This is a genomic window from Pedobacter sp. G11 (assembly GCF_003860265.1).
Classification (GTDB): domain Bacteria; phylum Bacteroidota; class Bacteroidia; order Sphingobacteriales; family Sphingobacteriaceae; genus Pedobacter; species Pedobacter agri.
On the sequence record NZ_CP034190.1, the window covers coordinates 490,459 to 512,153 of the forward strand.

At 38.4% G+C, this 21,695-nt stretch carries 20 protein-coding genes; 18 read left to right on the forward strand and 2 right to left on the reverse strand.

The genetic code is table 11. From position 1 onward, the window contains the following. Positions 1-6 precede the first annotated feature (6 nt). Positions 7-915 carry an SDR family oxidoreductase gene (locus tag EA772_RS02075; RefSeq protein WP_124911025.1) on the reverse strand — a complete coding sequence of 303 codons (909 nt, stop codon included), beginning with the start codon at positions 913-915 and terminating at the stop codon, positions 7-9. Positions 916-1,076: 161 nt separating this feature from the next. On the opposite strand from EA772_RS02075, the gene atpD reads away from it, so the two are divergent. The 17 genes from atpD (at position 1,077) to EA772_RS02160 (ending at position 20,534) form a co-directional block, all read left to right on the forward strand. Further along, positions 1,077-2,579: a F0F1 ATP synthase subunit beta gene (gene atpD, locus EA772_RS02080; RefSeq protein ID WP_116169329.1), complete on the forward strand. Its 1,503-nt coding sequence runs from the start codon at positions 1,077-1,079 to the stop codon at positions 2,577-2,579. A gap of 82 nt (positions 2,580-2,661) precedes the next feature. Beyond that, a complete protein-coding gene (atpC, locus tag EA772_RS02085) occupies positions 2,662-2,907 on the forward strand; it encodes an ATP synthase F1 subunit epsilon (RefSeq protein WP_010601039.1) in 246 nt (81 codons plus the stop codon). 620 nt (positions 2,908-3,527) lie between these two features. Further along, on the forward strand, positions 3,528-4,418 hold the full coding sequence (gene ilvE, locus EA772_RS02090) for a branched-chain-amino-acid transaminase (RefSeq protein WP_010601040.1): 891 nt from the start codon (positions 3,528-3,530) through the stop codon (positions 4,416-4,418). Positions 4,419-4,501: 83 nt separating this feature from the next. Next, the gene (ilvD, locus tag EA772_RS02095) at positions 4,502-6,184 is read left to right on the forward strand and encodes a dihydroxy-acid dehydratase (protein ID WP_124911026.1); all 1,683 of its coding nucleotides are present in this window, start codon (positions 4,502-4,504) and stop codon (positions 6,182-6,184) included. Between the two features lie 81 nt (positions 6,185-6,265). Then, a complete protein-coding gene (ilvB, locus tag EA772_RS02100; RefSeq protein ID WP_010601042.1) occupies positions 6,266-8,011 on the forward strand; it encodes a biosynthetic-type acetolactate synthase large subunit in 1,746 nt (581 codons plus the stop codon). Positions 8,012-8,140: 129 nt separating this feature from the next. Further along, positions 8,141-8,779 carry an acetolactate synthase small subunit gene (ilvN, locus tag EA772_RS02105; RefSeq protein WP_010601043.1) on the forward strand — a complete coding sequence of 213 codons (639 nt, stop codon included), beginning with the start codon at positions 8,141-8,143 and terminating at the stop codon, positions 8,777-8,779. Between the two features lie 131 nt (positions 8,780-8,910). Beyond that, positions 8,911-9,294, forward strand: coding sequence for a glyoxalase superfamily protein (locus tag EA772_RS02110; protein WP_124911027.1), 384 nt, complete (start codon positions 8,911-8,913; stop codon positions 9,292-9,294). Position 9,295: 1 nt separating this feature from the next. Beyond that, positions 9,296-9,769 carry a DinB family protein gene (locus EA772_RS02115; protein ID WP_124911028.1) on the forward strand — a complete coding sequence of 158 codons (474 nt, stop codon included), beginning with the start codon at positions 9,296-9,298 and terminating at the stop codon, positions 9,767-9,769. A 238-nt stretch (positions 9,770-10,007) separates the two neighbouring features. After that, positions 10,008-11,489, forward strand: coding sequence for a ketol-acid reductoisomerase (gene ilvC / locus EA772_RS02120; protein WP_116169325.1), 1,482 nt, complete (start codon positions 10,008-10,010; stop codon positions 11,487-11,489). 89 nt (positions 11,490-11,578) lie between these two features. Then, positions 11,579-12,985, forward strand: coding sequence for a 3-isopropylmalate dehydratase large subunit (gene leuC, locus EA772_RS02125; protein WP_124911029.1), 1,407 nt, complete (start codon positions 11,579-11,581; stop codon positions 12,983-12,985). Positions 12,986-13,162: 177 nt separating this feature from the next. Continuing rightward, positions 13,163-13,930, forward strand: a complete 768-nt coding sequence (locus EA772_RS02130) for a trans-aconitate 2-methyltransferase (protein WP_124911030.1) — start codon at positions 13,163-13,165, stop codon at positions 13,928-13,930. Between the two features lie 85 nt (positions 13,931-14,015). Continuing rightward, positions 14,016-14,597: a 3-isopropylmalate dehydratase small subunit gene (leuD, locus tag EA772_RS02135; RefSeq protein WP_124911031.1), complete on the forward strand. Its 582-nt coding sequence runs from the start codon at positions 14,016-14,018 to the stop codon at positions 14,595-14,597. A 188-nt stretch (positions 14,598-14,785) separates the two neighbouring features. Continuing rightward, entirely contained in the window at positions 14,786-16,279 is a 1,494-nt protein-coding gene (locus tag EA772_RS02140) for an ATP-binding cassette domain-containing protein (protein ID WP_124911032.1), read from the forward strand. A gap of 55 nt (positions 16,280-16,334) precedes the next feature. Next, complete coding sequence (leuB, locus tag EA772_RS02145; protein WP_124911033.1) at positions 16,335-17,426, forward strand: 3-isopropylmalate dehydrogenase; 1,092 nt, start codon at positions 16,335-16,337, stop codon at positions 17,424-17,426. Between the two features lie 10 nt (positions 17,427-17,436). After that, positions 17,437-18,597, forward strand: a complete 1,161-nt coding sequence (locus tag EA772_RS02150; RefSeq protein ID WP_010601052.1) for a 2-isopropylmalate synthase — start codon at positions 17,437-17,439, stop codon at positions 18,595-18,597. 258 nt (positions 18,598-18,855) lie between these two features. Then, complete coding sequence (gene ilvA, locus EA772_RS02155) at positions 18,856-20,106, forward strand: threonine ammonia-lyase IlvA (RefSeq protein ID WP_116169319.1); 1,251 nt, start codon at positions 18,856-18,858, stop codon at positions 20,104-20,106. Positions 20,107-20,183: 77 nt separating this feature from the next. Next, positions 20,184-20,534 (forward strand): cupin domain-containing protein, encoded by a 351-nt coding sequence (locus EA772_RS02160; RefSeq protein ID WP_124911034.1) that lies wholly within the window; start codon positions 20,184-20,186, stop codon positions 20,532-20,534. A 54-nt stretch (positions 20,535-20,588) separates the two neighbouring features. Here the strand turns inward: EA772_RS02160 and EA772_RS02165 are convergent, their stop codons facing one another. Next, entirely contained in the window at positions 20,589-21,149 is a 561-nt protein-coding gene (locus EA772_RS02165; RefSeq protein ID WP_124911035.1) for a DUF4230 domain-containing protein, read from the reverse strand. A 157-nt stretch (positions 21,150-21,306) separates the two neighbouring features. Between EA772_RS02165 and EA772_RS02170 the strand changes: the two genes are divergently transcribed. Next, positions 21,307-21,693: a hypothetical protein gene (locus EA772_RS02170; protein WP_124911036.1), complete on the forward strand. Its 387-nt coding sequence runs from the start codon at positions 21,307-21,309 to the stop codon at positions 21,691-21,693. The last annotated feature ends 2 nt before the right edge of the window (positions 21,694-21,695 follow it).

Consider the following 21,695-nt stretch of genomic DNA (forward strand, 5'->3'; position numbering starts at 1 on the left):
CGCTCTCTACTTTCTACTTTTCATCTGCTCATCCACCAGCTTTAAACCTTCTTCAAAGCTATGTGGCTTATAATCTAAATCTCTAATTGTTTTATCTAACACAAAGCCAGTTTTTACCGGCCGTTTTGCAGTTTGATTTAAACTCTCAGAACTTATTTCAGAAATTATCGATTTATCGAGCGACCAATAATCGGCAACTTTTCTCACTAAATCTGCAATGCTCATGTAATCTTTCCCTGATACGTGATAAACACCCTGCGCATTCTTCTCTACCGCCAGCAAGCAGGCTTCTGCTAAATCTTCTGCCAAGGTTGGCATACGCCACTGATCGTTCACAACATTAATCGGGAGGCCCTTCTCCAATGCACCTTTGGCCCAAAGTACGATATTACTTCTACTCATATCATTAGTAATGCCATATACCAGTATTGTCCTCAAGATTGCCCAATTGGCCGTTGATTTTCTCAATAATTCTTCGGCCAAAACTTTCGATTCACCATAATAACTTACAGGATTTACTGCATCTTCTTCCTTATAAGGTCCATTTGCCCCATCAAAAACGAAGTCAGTACTCAAATGTATTAATTGAATATTTTTTTCTTCGCAAAGCGATAATAGTGTTTGAACAGCGCTTACATTCAACTCATAACAAGATTCCTTGCTGGCTTCGGCAGTATCTACATTTGTCATTGCTGCCGTGTGTATTATTGCGTCTGGCTGATATCTTTCAATTACGGACCTTACCTGATCTACATCCAGGATATCCATCTCTGCATATTCATAACCATGGCTTACAGGATAACGATTGAACCCCCTGGATGTGGCGACCAACCTCACCCTTCCTTCCGCTAATACTTTTTCTGTTATTTTTTGACCCAAAAGGCCGTTGCTACCTGTGGTTAAAATGGTTTTCATGGATTGATTTTACGCCCCTAAATTACCGATTAAAATCACCTAAGAAAAATTTCCAATATATATTTAAAATTTACTAATAATAACTTAACTTTGCCAACCGAATTGGAGCCCCTGCAAACAGCTTTAATTCATTGACTGTAATAAATTTACTCACAACAGATATGCCTAACTTAGGAAAAATAGCACAAATTATCGGCCCAGTGGTTGACGTTAGCTTTGCTGATGATGCCCATCTACCTAAAATTTTCGATGCGTTAGAGATAACAAAAGAAAATGGACAAAAAATTGTTTTAGAAGTTCAACAGCACTTAGGTGAAGACCGCGTACGTGCAATCTCTATGGATTCTACTGATGGTTTAGTTCGTGGAATGAAGGTACTTGATACTGGTTCAGCGATTAAAATGCCAGTTGGCGACCAAATCAAAGGTCGTTTATTTAATGTAGTTGGTGACGCAATTGACGGAATCACTGCAGTAGATAAAGCTGACGGTCGTCCGATTCACGCTACTCCTCCTAAGTTCGAAGATTTATCAACTGAAACTGAAGTACTTTTTACAGGTATTAAAGTAATCGATTTATTAGAGCCTTATGCAAAAGGTGGTAAAATTGGTTTGTTCGGTGGTGCTGGTGTTGGTAAAACAGTATTAATTATGGAGTTGGTAAACAACATCGCTAAAGCTTATGCTGGTTTGTCAGTATTCGCAGGTGTTGGTGAGCGTACTCGTGAGGGTAACGATTTACTTCGTGAGTTTATCGAATCAGGCGTTATTAACTATGGTGATGAATTCTTACACTCAATGGAAAAAGGTGGATGGGATTTAAAATCAGTGGATACTGAAAAATTAAAAGAATCAAAAGCAACATTGGTTTTCGGTCAAATGAACGAGCCTCCTGGTGCACGTGCTCGTGTAGCATTATCAGGATTAACAGTTGCAGAATATTTCCGTGATGGTGATGGTGAAGGCGCTGGAAAAGATATCCTTTTCTTCGTTGATAACATCTTCCGTTTTACTCAGGCAGGTTCTGAGGTGTCGGCTTTATTAGGTCGTATGCCATCAGCAGTAGGTTACCAACCAACATTGGCAACTGAGATGGGTTTAATGCAGGAGCGTATTACTTCAACTAAACGCGGTTCAATTACATCGGTACAAGCGGTATACGTACCTGCGGATGATTTAACTGACCCTGCACCGGCTACAACTTTCGCCCACTTAGATGCAACTACAGTACTTTCTCGTAAAATTGCTGAGTTAGGTATTTACCCTGCGGTAGATCCATTGGATTCTACTTCACGTATCCTTTCTCCTGCTGTTTTAGGTGATGAGCACTATAACACTGCACAACGTGTTAAAGAAACTTTACAACGTTATAAAGAATTACAAGATATCATCGCGATCTTAGGTATGGACGAATTATCTGAAGAAGATAAATTAGTAGTATCAAGAGCTCGTCGTGTTCAACGTTTCTTATCTCAACCTTTCCACGTAGCAGAGCAATTTACAGGCTTAAAAGGTGTATTGGTTGACATTAAAGATACCATCAAAGGTTTCAACATGATTATGGATGGTGAAGTTGATGAATATCCTGAAGCTGCATTTAACTTAGTTGGTAGCATTGAAGATGCGATCGAAAAAGGTAAAAAATTATTAGCAGAAGCTAACTAGTACGTTGTACGTAATAAGTTATACGTTTTAAATGCAAGTCGGTTGACTTTAAACTTAAAACGTAGAACGTAAAACTTTAAAAATGAATTTAGAAATATTAACTCCAGATAAAAAAGTGTTCGAAGGTGAAGTAACAGCTGTTACGGTTCCGGGGACTTTAGGTTCTTTTCAAATTTTGAGAGACCATGCGGCGATCATCTCAACTTTAGAAGATGGAGAAGTTATTATAAAAGCAGGCAAAGATGAAGAACAACGTTTTTTTATTAAAGGTGGTGTAGTTGAAGCCATCCATAATAAGATTGTTGTTTTAGCAGAAGGTATTGCTTAATTAAAATTCTTCATGCTGATTGATTCAGCATTCAAAAGAAGCCTTTTCGATTAATTTCGGAAAGGCTTTTTTGTTAACCTTTATTTTTACTAACATAAACCGATTAATAAGAAAAACCCAACCTTTTATTTCCCTTGCAAAAATCAGGAATTTATAAGAATTCGCATGAAATAATCCATTTTAAGAAGAAAAACAGAAAATTTATAATGCAAGCATAATAAACATACCGTATACCGTTTTGATATTCGGTCTACGGCTAGCGGCATTAAATCACTAATCCCATCATCATAACGAACAACATTTTGTTTTGTGCTCTAAATAACGAATTATATTCTTATTTTAATTTTTTCTTATTTCTCTTGCAAATTAATGAACCAAAAACTAAATTGGTATTTATAAACACTAAGGAAATAATGACTAATCAAGGCAACACATTTTTAAACAACTCTACTGCAATTGCAGCCGGAAATGTTGTGTTATTGCCTGTCATTTTACTTAACCTGCTACTCCTAGATATTTTAGGGAAGAAGACGGACTGCTTATAATAGATTTAAAAGAAATTAAATATACCTAAAGCGTCCTGATACAAACAGGACGCTTTTTTTAAATAACAAAACGTGATGAAATATTATAATTCGAACACGATTATTTACCTTGATGGAAAGTTTGAAAAAGCTGTAGATAGTAGCACGGATCTTTATGGTCAGTCTTTGCATTATGGTTATGCAGCTTTCGAAGGAATAAGAGCATACAAAACACACAATGGCAATCGCATTTTTAAAGCTGCTGCACATTTTGATCGTTTAGAACGCTCTTGTCAACTGGCAAATATTCCTTTCCCATGGGATAAACAAGAATTAATCAAAGAAACTTATAAACTTCTCACCTTAAATAAACTGAAAGATGCCTACATCCGCCCTTTAGTATTTTGCCACCCAAATATGAAATTGAATGAACCAAGCGGTGTTTCAATTCTAATTTGTGCCTGGGATTGGGATGCCTATTCGGGAAATAAATTATTGAAATTAACCATTTCCGATTACGAAAGACCGAATCCAAAATCCACCCCAATGGAAGCGAAATTGAGTGGAAATTATGTGAATTCAATTTTGGCAACAACTGCGGCCAATATCAAAGGATATGATGAAGCTTTATTATTGGATATGCATGGTTTTGTAGCCGAAGCATCTGGAGCAAACATCTTCCTGGAGAAAGATGGCAAACTCTACACCCCGTCTTTAGGAAATATTTTACCTGGCATTACCCGGGCTACAGTTAAAGAACTTTGCAGTGTGCTGGATATTGAATGCATCGAAAAAAAATTGACTATAGAAGATTTAAGACAAGCAGATAGTGCATTCTTATGTGGAACAGCTACGGAAATTGCTGGGATAGCTTCAATTGATGATATCGTTTTCCGCACCCTTTGGAGAGAATCGATTGGCTATACGATACAACGTGCTTATAAAAATCTTGTCCTTGAGAAAGTTAATTATGAGGTGATTATTTAGTAACAGGCACTAAGTATCGAGTATCAGGACAGTTTTAACACTAAACTTAACAACAACTAACAGAACCACAATATATTTTAACAATGAGCGAATTAAACAAGTACAGTAAAACATTTACACAAGACCCAACACAACCTGCAGCGCAGGCCATGCTTTACGGAATCGGATTAACCGATGCAGATATGGCTAAAGCGCAGGTCGGAATTGCGAGTATGGGTTACGACGGTAACACCTGCAATATGCACCTTAACGACCTTGCAAAAGACGTTAAAGCAGGGGTTTGGAAAAATGATTTAGTAGGCTTGGTTTTCAATACGATTGGGGTGAGTGACGGAATGAGCAACGGAACCGATGGTATGCGTTATTCATTGGTAAGCCGCGATGTAATTGCTGATAGTATTGAAACTATTTGCGGTGGACAATATTATGATGGAATTATCTCCATTCCTGGTTGTGACAAAAATATGCCGGGTGCAATCATGGCCATGGCTCGTTTAGACCGTCCATCAATTATGGTTTACGGTGGTACAATTGCTCCTGGTCATTACAAGGGTGAAGAATTAAACATTGTTTCTGCTTTTGAGGCGTTAGGACAGAAAATATGCGGTAATCTATCAGATGAGGACTACCAGGGCATTATCAAACATACTTGCCCGGGTGCAGGGGCTTGCGGCGGGATGTACACGGCAAATACAATGGCATCAGCGATTGAGGCTTTAGGAATGAGCTTGCCTTATTCTTCATCCAACCCAGCAGTGAGTCCAGAGAAAAAGCAAGAGTGCTTAGACGCTGGTAAATACATCAAAGTTTTATTGGAAAAAGACATTAAACCATCTGATATTATGACGAGGAAAGCATTCGAGAATGCCATTCGCTCAATCATCATATTAGGAGGAAGTACTAATGCGGTGTTGCACTTTATTGCAATGGGAAAAGCTATCGGTGTAGAAATTACGCAAGATGATTTCCAAAGGATGAGTGATGTTACGCCTGTATTGGCTGATTTTAAACCAAGCGGAAAATACCTGATGCAGGATTTACATCAGTATGGTGGTATCCCTGCAGTATTAAAGTTTTTATTGAACGAAGGTTTATTACACGGCGACTGCTTGACAGTAACCGGTAAAACCGTAGCGGAGAATTTAGCTGACGTAAAATCGATTATGGATTACGACCAGAAAATTGTTCAAAAATTAAGTGAGCCTATTAAAGCGACTGGCCACCTACAGATTCTTTATGGAAATTTAGCGGAGAAAGGTTCAGTTGCAAAAATCTCTGGTAAGGAAGGTGAAAAGTTTGAAGGACCTGCACGTGTATTTGATGGTGAGAAGGATTTGGTTAAAGGTATTTCCTCTGGAAGAATCAAACCAGGTGATGTTGTAGTAATTAAAAACGAAGGTCCGGTTGGCGCTCCAGGTATGCCTGAAATGTTAAAGCCTACTTCACTAATTATCGGTGCAGGTTTGGGTAAATCTATTGCATTGATTACTGATGGCCGTTTTTCGGGTGGAACACACGGTTTCGTTGTTGGGCACATCACTCCTGAAGCTTACAAAGGCGGCTTGATTAGCTTAGTACAAGATGATGACCTGATTGAAATAGATGCGGTAAATAATACCATTGACTTAAAAGTCAGTGAGGAGATTATCGCAGAGCGAAGAAAAAACTATATTCAACCTCCTTTAAAAGTTAGCAAAGGTGTGCTTTATAAATATGCCAAAACAGTTTCAGATGCAGCTAGTGGTTGCGTAACTGATGAATATTAATCTGGGTCTGAAATAAAATCACGGTCCAAAACTTAAACTAATATTTCAACAATTCGGTAAAACGAATATAGAATAGAGATTATGGAAACTGCACAAGAAATACAAACGGAGGCACAAGCAGAAACCTCAAAAACCTTATTCAAAGGAACTGGCTCACAGGTTTTATTGAATGGATTGATTGAAGAGGGTGTAACCACCATTTTCGGCTATCCAGGCGGCGCAATCATGCCCATCTACGATGCACTTTACGATTACGCAGATAAACTACAACATATATTGGTCCGCCATGAACAAGGTGGTATTCATGCTGCCCAAGGCTTTGCCAGAACAAGTGGTAAAGTTGGGGTGTGTTTTGCTACCAGCGGACCTGGTGCAACAAATTTAGTAACTGGTTTGGCAGATGCTCAAATTGATAGTACTCCCCTGGTTTGTATCACCGGGCAAGTTTTTGCACATCTATTAGGAACTGATGCATTCCAGGAAACCGATGTAATTAACATTACTACACCAGTAACCAAATGGAATTATCAGGTTACCGATGCAAAGGAAATTCCTGAAGTTTTAGCCAAAGCTTTTTACATTGCTAAAAGCGGAAGACCAGGACCAGTTTTAATTGATATTACCAAAAATGCACAGTTACAAGTGGAGGAATTTCCCGAATATGTAAAGTGTAACCATATCCGCTCTTACCGTCCAAAACCAAAAGTTAGGGTTGAATATATTGAACAGGCTGCCGAATTAATCAATGCAGCGAAAAAACCATTCGTGTTATTTGGCCAGGGTGTTATTTTAGGTAAAGCCGAAGCAGAATTTAAAGCCTTTATAGAAAAAGCCGGAATTCCATCTGCATGGACGATTATGGGCGATGGCGCCATTCCAACCTCACACCCGCTGAATGTTGGTATGTTAGGTATGCATGGTAATTATGGACCAAACGTTTTAACTAACGAATGTGATGTGTTAATTGCCATCGGGATGCGTTTTGATGACCGCGTAACAGGCCGTTTAGATAAATATGCGAAACAGGCTAAAGTAATTCACTTCGATATTGACCCGGCAGAAATTGATAAAAATGTTAAGGCTGAAGTTGGCGTTTGGGGAGACTGTAAAGAAACTTTACCCCTATTAACCAACTTAGTTAATGAAAACAAACATGACGATTGGTTAGCAAAATTCAAAGATTATAATCAGCAGGAAATTGACCAGGTCATTACACCCGAACTTTATCCTGAAGGTGATGAGATGACCATGGGTGAGGTATTGCGCAACATCAATGAGATTTGTGGTGGCGATGCTGTAATTGTAACAGACGTTGGCCAACACCAGATGGTGGCTTGCCGTTACGCTAAATTTAACAACACCCGCAGCAATATTACTTCTGGTGGTTTAGGTACAATGGGCTTTGGCTTGCCTGCAGCAATTGGTGCTAAGTATGGTGCGCCAGATAAAACTGTAATTGCCATTATCGGCGATGGTGGTTTTCAAATGACGCCGCAAGAACTAGGTACCATCATGCAGTTTGGTGCAGCTGTTAAAATCCTGATTTTAAACAACCGTTTCCTAGGAATGGTTCGCCAGTGGCAACAATTATTTCATGATAAACGCTATTCTTTTGTGAACATTACCAGCCCCGATTTTGTGGCTTTAGCTAAAGCATATTATATCGAAGCTGATAAGGTTGATGAGCGTGCCAACTTAAGGGCAGCATTGGAAACGATGATTAACCATGAAGGTTCATATCTACTTGAGGTAATGGTTGGACGAGAAAATAATGTTTTCCCAATGGTTCCACAAGGAATGAGCGTAAGCGAGATTAGGTTGAAGTAAGGTTGAGGGTGTTAAGGTAGAAGGTTAAAGGTTAAAAGCCCACTGCCTAGCCTGGGCCGTCATTGCGAGGCACGAAGCAATCTTAAAGCGATAGAAAGTCAATTCAAATAAATAATTGCCACAAGAAACATGAGTACTGAAAACACATTAGAACATAAAATAGATAAAGCTGATTTAGAGGGAAAGCAGGAATACAACATTATTGTATATGCTGAAAACCGCATTGGTTTATTAAACAGGATTGCGATTATCTTTTCGAAAAGAAAAATCAATATTGAAAGCTTAAACAGTTCGGCCTCTGAAATTGATGGTATCCATCGTTTCAACATCGTTATTAACGAAAGTTATGAAGTGGTGAGGAAACTTGCCCGTCAGATTGAAAAGCAAATCGAAGTATTGAAAGTTTATTTTAATACCAATGATGAAATAATCTGGCAGGAATTGGCTTTATACAAAGTTTCTACAGATGAAATTGCTGAAAAGGTAACTGTAGAAAGGTTATTAAGACAATATGGTGCAAGTGCAGTGGTAATTCGTAAAGATTATACCGTTTTCGCTGTAACAGGTCACAGAGAAGAAACCGATGCTTTGGTAAAAGCATTGGAACCGTATGAACTGATTGAATTCGTTCGTTCGGCTAGGGTTGCCATTATTAAAGACAGCGCTGGTTTCCATGAAAAATTAAAAGAATTTGAGGCATTTGAACCTGGAGAAGAACTGGTAGAAAATGAGTTTTTAGATAAAGGCGAGAAGATATTTACTATGTAAGCAGGCTGAAAGCCAAAAGCCGACAGACTAAAGTGAATTTTCATGCCGAGCTTGTCGAAGCACAAAAAAATTAAGTCATCATTGCGAGGTACGAATGAACCGAACCTCGCAATGATGAAAATTCAAGAAAGATGAAATGCAATAATGTAAAACCCATTCTTAGAATATTCGATTATCACAAAGCAATCGAGTTTTATGTGAATTGGTTGGGTTTCACAGTAGATTGGGAGCATCGTTTTGACGATAACACTCCTATTTATATGCAAATTTCATTGGGTGGAATTGAATTACATTTAAGTGAGCATCATGGCGATTGTTCTCCCGGTGCGCATATTCATATCGATTGTTCTGGATTGAAGGAATTTCATAAAGTGCTAATCGATAAAAAATATAAATATAACAGACCAGGTTTGGAAAGAACATTTTATGGAAGTTGGGCCGTTACGGTAAATGACCCGTTTTTTAATAAGATCACTTTTAACCAACCTTTGGACGAATCAGAAATAGAAGCTTAAAATGATGAACGAAGTATTTGATTTTATAATAAACTCCCGCAAAGCTTTTATTCAATTGGTGGATAGCTTAACTATTGAACAATTGAATAAAATTCCTGATGGTTACAATAATAATATCATCTGGAATTTCGGGCATATTGTGGTAAGTACGCAAACACTTTGTTATGTACGCACAGGAATTTTAGCCGATGCCCATGGAGTAAAATTTAATGACTTTTATAAGAAAGACACTCGCCCGACTTATACGGTAACAACGGAAGAGGTTGCAGAACTAAAATTAATTGCCTTAGAAAGCATCCAAAAAATAAAAGAAGATTATGCAAACGGTGTATTTGCAAACATAACGCCATTTTCAACTTCTACTTACGGCGTTGAAATGAAAAGTATTGAGGAAGTATTAATTACAACTGTCGGGCATGATAATGTGCATTATGGATATGCATGGGCGCTGAAAAAAGGTGTGGAAAGGGTTTAGGGAAAACACCAAACCTAAATAAAATAAACCCGATTGGAGTGGAAATACTTTTTTGATGGTTGACGAAAAAGATTGCCAGGTCGTTCCTCTTCGCAGTGACGAAAATGGAATAGAAGGACAAGCGTTTAAAAAAGATTGAAACGAAAAGCGGGGCTGAAATAACCGAAAAGCACTGGAAATTGCTTTTCAAAAGAACAACTAATTAGAAAATAGAACCATAAAATAAATAACAAAAACGATGTCAAATTATTTTAACACATTACCTCTTAGAGAAAAATTAAACCAATTAGGCGTATGCGATTTCATGGATAGCAACGAATTTTTAGACGGCGTTAGCGCTTTGAAAGGCAAAAAGCTAGTGATTGTAGGATGTGGCGCACAAGGCTTAAACCAAGGTTTAAATTTAAGAGATAGTGGTTTAGATGTAAGTTACACGTTGCGCAAAGAGGCAATTGAAGGCAAAAGAGATTCATGGAAAAATGCGACTGAAAACAACTTCAAAGTTGGTACTTACGAAGAATTAATCCCTACTGCTGATGTGGTAATTAACCTTACGCCAGATAAACAACACACTGCAGTTGTAAATGCAATTATGCCTTTGATGAAAGATGGCGCCACTTTATTGTACTCTCACGGTTTCAACATTGTGGAAGAAGGCATGCAAATCCGTAAAGATTTAACGGTTATTATGGTGGCACCTAAATGCCCAGGTAGCGAAGTTAGAGCAGAGTATGTTCGCGGTTTTGGTGTACCTACTTTAATTGCGGTTCACCCTGAAAACGACCCACAAGGAAAAGGACTAGCACAGGCTAAAGCTTATTGTGTAGGTACAGGCGGTCACAGAGCTGGTGTTTTAAAATCATCTTTTGTTGCGGAGGTTAAATCTGATTTAATGGGTGAGCAGACCATTCTTTGTGGTTTATTGCAAACAGGTTCTATCCTATCTTTCGATAAAATGGTTGAAAAAGGAATTGATGCGGGTTACGCTTCTAAACTGGTTCAATATGGTGTTGAAGTAATTACGGAAGCTTTAAAGCAAGGTGGTATTACTGCAATGATGGATAGATTGAGCAATGTTGCCAAAATCAAAGCTTTCGAAATTTCGGAAGAATTGAAAGACATCATGCGCCCGTTGTTTCAAAAACATCAGGATGATATCATGAGTGGCGAATTTAGTCGCACAATGATGGAAGATTGGGCCAACGGCGATAAAAACTTACTGAAATGGAGAGCTGAAACAGGCGAAACTGCTTTCGAAAAAACACCTGCCGGTGATGTTAAAATTGGTGAGCAGGAATATTTCGATAACTATTTATTGATGGTTGCTTTTGTTCGTGCTGGTGTTGAATTGGCTTTTGAAACAATGGTTCAGGCAGGTATCAAACCAGAATCTGCTTACTACGAATCGTTACACGAAACGCCACTTATTGCAAACACGATTGCCCGTAAGAAATTGTTCGAAATGAACCGCGTAATTTCTGACACTGCTGAATACGGCTGTTACTTATTTGATCAGGCTTGTAAACCATTATTGGCTGATTTCATGAAAAAAGTAGATACTGATTTAGTGGGTAAAAACTTTAACGAAGGCAAAGATGGCGCTGTTGATAACAGAAAATTAATTGATGTTAACGAAGCAATCCGCTCTCATGAAGTTGAACAAATTGGTGCAACACTGCGTAAAGCGATGACTGCAATGAAAGCGATTAAAACTGCATAACCCCCAACCCCCTAAAGGGGGCTTTTTGGACGGTTAAAAAAATAAAATTATAAACTTTAAATTCCCCCTTTAGGGGGTTAGGGGGTAAAATGTCAAAAACATTAGTAGAAAAAATTTGGGATGCACACGTTGTAAAAAGTGAAGAGGGGTTTCCTGATATTTTATACATTGATACACACTTAATACACGAGGTAACTTCTCCGCAGGCCTTTGATGGCTTGCGCAAGAGGGGCTTGCCTGTTTTTCGTCCACAGCAAACGGTGGCAACGGCCGACCATAATGTGCCAACCTTAAACCAGTTGTTGCCAATTAAAGAAGAGCTTTCTCGCTACCAGGTAGATATGCTGACTAAAAATTGTGCAGAATTTGGGATTGAGCTTTATGGCTTAGGTCATCCATTTCAAGGAATTGTTCACGTAATCGGTCCGGAATTGGGTATTACCCTACCAGGAAAAACGATGGTTTGTGGCGATAGTCACACTTCTACGCATGGCGCTTTCGGAGCAATTGCTTTCGGTATCGGAACATCGCAGGTAGAGCAGGTTTTCGCTACGCAATGTTTATTGCAGTCGAAACCTAAAACAATGAAAATTGAGGTAAATGGCGAGCTTGGAAAAGGTGTTGGTGCAAAAGATATTATCCTTTACATCATTTCTCAGATTTCAGCCGCTGGTGGAACAGGTTATTTTATTGAATATGCGGGTTCGGCAATTGAAAGTTTGAGCATGGAAGCCCGGATGACGATTTGCAACATGAGTATTGAAATGGGTGCAAGAGGTGGCTTAATAGCGCCAGACCAAACCACTTTCGATTATATTAAAGGTAGAGAATTTGCACCAGCAGGGGAAGAGTGGGATAAAGCTTTAGCTTACTGGAAAACTTTATACAGCGATGCTGATGCAACATTTGACAGCGTTTTAACTTTCGACGCAGCAGATATTGCGCCAATGATTACTTACGGAACCAATCCAGGAATGGGAATGGGAATCCAGGAAAATATACCAGCAACGAATGCTCAGCCTGAGAAAGAGAAGCTTTCTTATCAAAAGGCTTTAGATTACATGGGCTTTGATGATGATGCTTCTTTAATCGGCAAACCGATTGATTATGTTTTCATTGGAAGTTGCACCAACTCTCGTATTGAAGATTTACGAGAAGTAGCTGACTTTGTTAAAGACAAACGCAAGGCGGATAACGTTACCGTCTGGATTGTTCCTGGTTCGAAACAAGTAGAGCTACAGGCAAAAACTGAAGGTTTGGATAAAATTTTTGAGGCAGCCGGTTTCCAATTACGTGAACCTGGTTGTAGTGCTTGTTTAGGTATGAATGAGGATAAAATTCCGGCAGGTAAATACTGTGTATCCACTTCAAACAGAAACTTTGAAGGCAGACAGGGACAAAATGCAAGAACCTTACTCGCTAGTCCGTTAACTGCTGCCGCTGCTGCTGTAACTGGTGTGATTACGGATGTGAGAGAGTTATTAGCTGAAAGCTAAAAGCAGAAAGATTAAAGCGGAAAGAATAAAGCGGAACGCTAATACACCCGTCATTGCGAGGCACGAAGCAATCTCTTTATGAAATAGATTGCTTCGTACCTCGCAATGACGATAACGCGGAAAAACCTTTAGATGATCTTAAGTTTGTTAGATGGTAAAAAAATAAAATTAGTAAAAATGCCAGAGATAGTTTGGGATGCAACATTATACGACAAACAACATCACTTCGTATCTGATTACGGTGCGGATGTTTTGCAATGGTTAGCGCCTAAAGCCAACGAATACATTTTAGATGTCGGTTGCGGAACTGGTCAGCTGGCTGCGCAAATTGCTGAAAGTGGCGCTATAATTTTAGGAACTGATGCATCTGCAGAGATGGTTGCAAATGCAAAAACAACTTACCCAAATTTAAATTTTGAAGTGGTTGATGGAACGCAGCTTCCATACCATAAAAAATTTGACGCCATTTTCAGTAATGCAACTTTCCACTGGATTGAAAACCAAGATGCTTTAGTTGAAGGTTTGTTTAAAAGCCTGAAAACCGGCGGAAGATTAGTTGCAGAGTTTGGTGGAAAAGGCAACGTTAAAAGCATCACCGATGCCATAACAGCTGCTGCCGAACAATTAGGCCTTGCAGATAAAGTGCTGACGAATTTTTGGTTCTTTCCATCAGTTAGCATTTATTCATCGCTTTTAGAATCTAAAGGCTTTGAAGTGGAGCAAGTTTGGTTATTCGATAGACCAACAAAGCTCATCGGCGAAGAAGGGATGTACGTTTGGATAAACCAATTTGCACAACATGCATTTAAAACCCTAACAAAAGAACAAGCTGAATCTATTAAAAATTTAGCTGTAGATATACTGAAACCCAATTATTTTATCAATGGAGAATGGGTGGCAGATTATAGAAGATTGAGGATTAAAGCATTTAAGCCGAAGGCTTAAACTAAAAGACTAAAGCTAAAAGCAAAATATAAAATTGCGAAAGTTAAGTCTTGCTACTTGATACTCGCTACTTGATACTAATAAAATGAAAAAATTCACAAAATTGACCTCGGCTATTGTGCCATTAAATATAGAAAATATCGATACCGACCAGATTATTCCTGCGAGGTTTTTGAAAGCGACAACTCGTGAAGGTTTTGGCGAAAACTTATTCCGCGACTGGCGTTATGAAAACGATAATCAGCCAAAAGCAGATTTCGTATTAAACGACCCAACTTACAATGGACAAGTTTTAGTGGCCGGAAAAAACTTTGGTTGCGGAAGTAGTCGTGAACATGCTGCCTGGGCTATTCAGGATGCGGGTTTCGATGTAGTGATCAGTAGTTTTTTTGCTGATATTTTTAAAGGCAATGCCTTGAATAATGGCTTATTGCCGATACAGGTAAGCGAAGAATTCTTAGCTCAAATTTTTACAGCTGTGGAAAACAATGCGAATTCGCCATTAGAAGTTGATTTAGAAAATCAAACCGTTACCATCGTTGAAACTGGAGCACAAGAATCATTTGAAATTAACCCATACAAAAAATCATGTTTGATTAATGGCTATGATGATATTGATTTCATCTTGGCTCAGAAGGATTTGATTGAGGAATTTGAGAAGAAGTAGAAAGACTAAAGACCAAAGCTGAAAGACTAAAGCGAAAAGCAAACACACCCGTCATTGCGAGGCACGAAGCAATCTTAAAGTGATGGGTTAAAATCCTTGCTAGAGTTGTAGGATTGCTTCGTACCTCGCAATGACGACCCAACCATAAAAACTGTGAAATCACCCTGAAGGTAAAAACAAATAAAAACATGAAAGAAAGTTTCGTCAGTATCCAAGATTTAACCCTAAAACACCACCAAAAGTCGGTGTTAAAGGATTTGAACTGGACTATAAATACTGGTGAGCAATATGTTTTATTTGGTGAAAGTGGAAGTGGAAAAACTTCATTGGCTAAAATTATATCGGGTCAGTTAAGTGCTATCGGAGAACTAAAAGTTAATTTCGATAACAACAGCCATTTACCTGCAGAGGTTCTATTTGTAGAAAGTTGGTACCAGTTTAAAAATTTGGAAGGTGTTGCAAACTTCTACTATCAGCAGCGTTATACCAGCCAACAGGCAAAAGACACCTTAACGGTTCATGCTGAATTGGTGAGTTATGGAAAAGAGAAAGGTCTTCATTTAGATCAGGTTGAACCAATTTTGGAGGCGTTAAACTTTGCTTCCTTTGCCAGTTCACAACTGATTGAATTATCAAGCGGGGAACATAAAAAATTGCAATTGGTTAAAGCGCTTTGGCTAAAACCGCAATTGTTAATCATCGACCAACCTTACACAGGCTTGGATGCCGCATCACGTAAAAACCTTAATCTTTTATTGGACGAAGTTTCAGGAGATGGCGTTCAGCTGATTTTGATTTCAAATGACATCGAATTACCCACTTCAATTAATCGCTTTGCGGAGATAAAAGATGGCAAAATTAGTATGTCACATGCAAAAGCGGCAACATCAGTTTCTGTTGAAAAAGATTTGAAAGAAATTCCAGATTTCTTAAAAGAATCGCCGCTTTACTCATCAGAAGAAATTGTAAAAATGGTTGATGTAAATATCAACTATGGCGAAAAACAGGTTTTAAAAAATATCAACTGGGAAGTTAAAGCAGGTGAAAAATGGTTATTACAAGGACATAATGGTTCTGGAAAATCAACATTATTAAGCCTTGTAAACGGCGACCATCCACAATCTTACGCCAACGAGCTTTATTTATTTGGCAACAGACGTGGAAGTGGCGAAAGTATTTGGGATATCAAACAGCATATCGGTTTAATATCTCCTGAATTTCATTGGTATTTTGATGCTTCGGCAACAGTTTGGCAGAGCATTGCCTCCGGTTTTTATGATACCGTTGGTTTATTTCAGCAATTGCCGTACAGCAAAAGCCAGCAAGTTGATGAATTGGTTGAATATTTTGGATTAACCGACAATAAAAATGAGTTGTTAACCTCACTCCCCTTAGGGAAACAGCGATTGGTTTTACTAGCCAGAACCATCATTAAAAATCCAGAATTGTTGATTCTGGATGAGCCTTGCCAGGGATTAGACCAGCTGCAAACGCAACATTTTAACCGATTGGTTGATGAGCTATGCAGCAATGGGATGACCTTAATTTATGTTGGCCATTTTGAATCGCAGCTGCCAACCTGCATAGAGAAAAGAATATTATTAGAAAAAGGCGAGGTAAAAGTCGTCGAAAGTTTAAATACCCAAACTCGTCATTGCGAGGCACGAAGCAATCTCGTTTAAGAAGTACAGCAAAAGAGATTGCTTCGTACCTCGCAATGACGACAATATTAATACAATGAAGAAGAACATTTTAGTAATACCTGGAGACGGTATTGGACCCGAAGTGACCACGTGGGGAAAAGCAGCATTAAAAAAAATTGCAGAAATTTTCGGCCACGAATTTGTTTTCGATGAGGCTTTAATGGGCCATGCCGCTATTGAAGTTACAGGCGAACCTTTACCTGATGAAACTTTAGAAAAGGCAAGAAAAAGCGATGCAATCCTTTTTGGCGCCATCGGCCATGCCAAATATGATAACGACCCAAGTTTGAAAGTTAGACCTGAACAAGGCCTATTGAAAATCCGCAAGGAACTTGGTTTATTTGCAAATCTTCGTCCGATATTACTATTTGATGAGCTTCTTCAGGCATCAAGTATTAAACCTGAAATATTAAAAGGAACCGATATTTTATTTTTCCGGGAATTAACCGGCGACGTTTACTTTGGTGAAAAATCTCGCTCTGAGGATAGAAATACCGCTTCAGATTTGATGATTTACCACCGTTATGAAGTAGAACGTATTGCGCACAAGGCTTATCAAGCGGCTCAGCAACGTAACAAAAGGCTATGTTCTGTTGATAAGGCAAACGTTTTAGAAAGTTCTCGCTTGTGGCGTGAAACTGTTCAGGAAATTGCAAAGCAATATCCTGATGTAGAAACGGAGCACATGTTCATTGATAATGCTGCGATGCAGTTGATTAAAAACCCTAAGAAATTCGATGTCGTTTTAACCGCGAATTTATTTGGCGATATCTTAACGGATGAAGCCTCACAAATTGCAGGTTCGATGGGTATGCTGGCTTCAGCTTCTGTAGGCGAGAGTACAGGCTTCTTCGAACCTATTCACGGTTCGGCACACGATATTACCGGTAAAGATTTAGCTAATCCTTTGGCCTCTATCCTATCGGCTGCTTTAATGCTCGAAATTGGTTTCGGACTAAAAGAAGAAGCCAAATTACTGGTTGATACTGTTGATGCAGTTTTAAAAGATGGTTTTAGAACACACGATATTGCCGACCAAAGCACCAACCGATTTAAAGTTTTAGGCACTGCCGAAATGGGAAAATTGGTATTAAAATTCTTATCACAAAAATTAATCAATTCCTAAATAAAAGATTATGATTCACGACCCAAACAAAGTTTATATTTTCGACACCACGTTACGTGATGGTGAGCAGGTACCAGGCTGCCAGTTAGATACAAACCAGAAAGTAGAAATCGCTAAATCACTCGAGCTTTTAGGTGTTGATGTTATCGAAGCTGGTTTTCCGGTTTCTAGTCCAGGAGATTTTAACAGCGTAATTGAGTTATCTAAGGCGGTTAACAATCCAATTATCTGTGCTTTAACGCGTGCAAATAAAAACGATATTGATGTAGCTGCTGATGCTTTGCGTTATGCAAAACGCCCTCGTATTCATACTGGAATTGGCGCTTCAGATTTTCACATTAAACATAAATTTAACAGCACCCGCGAAGACATTTTAGAGCGTGCTGTTGATGCCGTAAAATATGCTAAAAAGTATGTTGAAGATATCGAGTTCTATGCAGAAGATGCAGGCAGAGCCGATATTGAATTTTTAGCGAAGATGGTTGAAGCTGTTATTGCTGCCGGTGCAACTGTGGTGAACATTCCGGATACAAATGGTTACTGTTTGCCAGACCAATATGGTTCGAAAATTTTGTTTTTGAAAGAAAACGTAAAAAATATTGATAACGCCATTATCTCGGTTCATTGCCATAACGATTTAGGTTTGGCAACTGCAAATTCAATTGCTGGTTTACAAAATGGTGCCCGTCAGGTAGAATGTACCATTAACGGAATTGGCGAACGTGCCGGCAATACTTCAATGGAAGAAGTGGTGATGATTTTAAAAACGCATAAAGTTTTAGGTTTGAATACTCAAATTGATGCGACTCGTTTTTACGAAATGAGCCACATGGTGAGAAATCAAATGAACATGCCGGTACAACCTAACAAAGCAATTGTAGGTGGTAATGCTTTTTCTCACAGTTCTGGCATTCACCAGGATGGTTTCTTAAAAAACCGTGAAAATTATGAAATTATTAAACCACAAGATGTTGGTTTCCCCGATGCAACAATTGTATTAACTGCAAGAAGTGGTCGTGCTGCATTGAAACATCATTTAGACCGCTTAGGACACAAATTAGAAAAAGAACATTTAGACATCGTGTATAAACAATTCCTGGTTTTAGCAGATAGCAAACAAGGTATAAATGATGTTGACTTGAACCAATTGGTAGCTTTGCATTTGGCTTAAAAGCTGAAAGCTTATGCGCAAAACCGTTATTGCGAGGTAGGAAGCAACTTATTAGAAGAAAGCTTGGCTCTTACCTTTCAATGACCTGAGTTAAATAAATCTGATAGCAGTGGATCCCGAATGAAATCGGGAGCAACGAATAGCATGACTTCAATAACTGAAAAGCACTGAACATGCTTTCCAAAAAAATAACGCAAAGAAATTTGCATAATATACACCTGATTTTTAAAAGCCCCTTTAGGGGTTTGGGGTAAAAAAATGAACGATACAATAAAAAACACTTTCGACTTTGAAAGCGCTTTTAAAACTTTGGCTGGCGTTGTAAAACGCACTCCTCTTGAATTTAATGCAGGATTATCGTTAAAGTATAACGCAAATATCTATCTCAAACGAGAAGATTTACAAATTGTGCGTTCTTATAAATTGCGTGGTGCTTATAACAAGATAAGTGCCTTACCCGCCGATGCGCTAAAAAATGGCATTGTGTGTGCAAGCGCTGGTAACCACGCCCAAGGTGTTGCCTATTCCTGTAAAAAGTTAGGCATTAAAGGTGTAATTTTTATGCCTGAAATAACGCCAAAGCAAAAGATTAAACAGGTAAATATGTTTGGCGGCGATAACATTGAAATTGTATTGGTTGGCGATACTTTTGATGATTGTTTAAAGGAAGCCTTAATATACTGTGAAGAAAAGTCATCTACATTTATTCCGCCATTTGATGATGAAAAAGTGATTGAGGGACAGGCGACTGTTGCGATGGAAATTTTTGAAGATTTGCCGGATTTAGATGTGATTGTAGTACCAGTTGGTGGTGGTGGTTTAGCATCTGGCGTGAGTGCTTATTTGCAAACCGTAAAACCTGATGTGAAAATTTTCGGTGTAGAGCCCATGGGTGCGCCATCATTAAGTGAGGCACTTAAAAATGGTGGGCCGATTACGGTTGAAAATATAGAACGTTTTGTTGATGGTGCAGCAGTTAAAAGAATGGGCTGGATTACTTACCAGTATTGTAAGGAATTGCTAAGCTCCACTTACCTGATTCCGGAAGGGCAAATTTGTACTACTATTTTAAAACTTTACAACGAGGATGCCATTGTTGTAGAACCTGCAGGTGCGTTATCCGTTGCGGCTTTAGAGCAAGTAAAAGACAAAATTTCGGGTAAAACGGTTGTATGCGTGGTGAGTGGTGGGAATAATGATATTGAACGCATGCAGGAAATCAAAGAGAAATCTTTGCTATTTGAGGGTTTAAAACATTATTTTATTGTTCGTTTCCCGCAGCGTCCGGGAGCTTTAAAGTTATTTGTGAATGAGGTTTTAGGCCCACAGGATGACATTACCCGTTTCGAATTTATTAAAAAGACAAACAAAGAAAATGGGCCGGCTTTAGTTGGAATTGAGCTGACCAATAAAGATGATTATGCAAGCTTACTGCAACGCATGAAAGATTTTAAATTTGAAATTATAGAATTAAACCAAGACCAGACTTTATTTGAGTATTTGGTTTAGTTAGCTTTGTCAGCCTGAGCCTGTCGAAAACATTAAAAAGGTTTCTACAGGTTCAACATGACTTAACCCTACAAAAAATGAACTTCAAAGATTTAACCAATAGAACACTAATTACCGATAACGACCTCGATTGGGATGATTTAGGTGGAGGTGTAAAGCGAAAGGTAATGCCTTTTGATGACAACCTAATGCTGGTTAAAGTTGCCTTTGAAAAAGATGCAATTGGTTCCATCCATAATCACCCCCATTTACAGTTAAGTTATGTGGCAAAAGGCAGTTTTGAAGTGAGTATGGGCAATGACAAGAAAATACTTAACGAAGGCGATGTTTTCTTTGCGCCATCAAATGTATTTCATGGTGTGGTTTGTTTAAAAGATGGTTTGTTAATTGATATTTTCAATCCGCACCGTGAGGATTTTTTAAAATAGATTTACCACAAAGACTAGAAAACATTTTTCTTCTAACCCTTTGTGGTTAGTTTTTTAGTTAAAAGTCAAACGAACATTTTTATAGCCTAATCCTTCAATGATAGGTTTCAACACACTTGATGCATTGGTTTTAGTTTGAGCCAGTATATCCGACTTCTTAACTTCTGAAGATATCTTCTGTTCTGCCGCTTTGTAAGCCTCATCTACCAGTTTTGCTTCTCTGAAATAGGCCATTTTGGTATCATAAACCCGTGAGCTTTCATGGTCAATTTTTACATAACATATCTCTGGCTGTGGTAAATTTACTACAGCGGTATCCGCTTCAACTTTGATATCTTCACGCGTAATTTTAGTAAGGTCAACGCAGCCTACTGCCTCTGCTTTAACGATAAGTAAAACACTGGCTTCGGGCAGGAAATCTGTTTTATTTTTATGCTCAATTACATCGCTAATTTGATAACGAACCAGCTCTAATTTGCCCATAGCCTCGATTTTTTCGACCAATAGCTGATGTTTACTCTCTACTGAAGTGTTGATACTAAACTTTTTTGAAATAAAAAAGTAGCCTGCAACCAATAAAATTAACCAAGGTAAAACTCTAAAAATCACTCTCATTTTATAAGATATTAATTCAATTTTCAATGTTGTGTTCTACTGAATAAACAATTATTAATCCATAATCTGGTTTACTGATTTTTTGGCAGTTGTTTTGTGTTACGCCCAATACACACACAAATAAAAACTAATCACAATGAAAAAACTTACTATCCTAATGCTTTGCATCGTCACACTAGGTTTGGCATCTTGCAAGAAAGAAACTGTAGTTCAAAGTTCAAACACTATCCTAACTGTAGTTAAAGATATTCCAACAACTGCCTGGGCACTTAGTAGCGACAACAAAACTTATAGCGCTGAAATTTCTGTTCCAGAGATTGACCAATTTCACATAGATAATGAGGGAACACTAGTTTACATTTCTTATAACAATGGTGCAAGCTATATCGCATTGCCATTCGTTTATAATATTGATGCTTTTAGCTATGAAGTATATAGAGGAGGAGTAGCAATTGATGTACAAAGTGCCGATTCTCAACTTCAGCCACGTAGGCCGACTTCAACCGTAAGAGTAAAGATCGTACTCGTTGGAAATGACTTATAAAA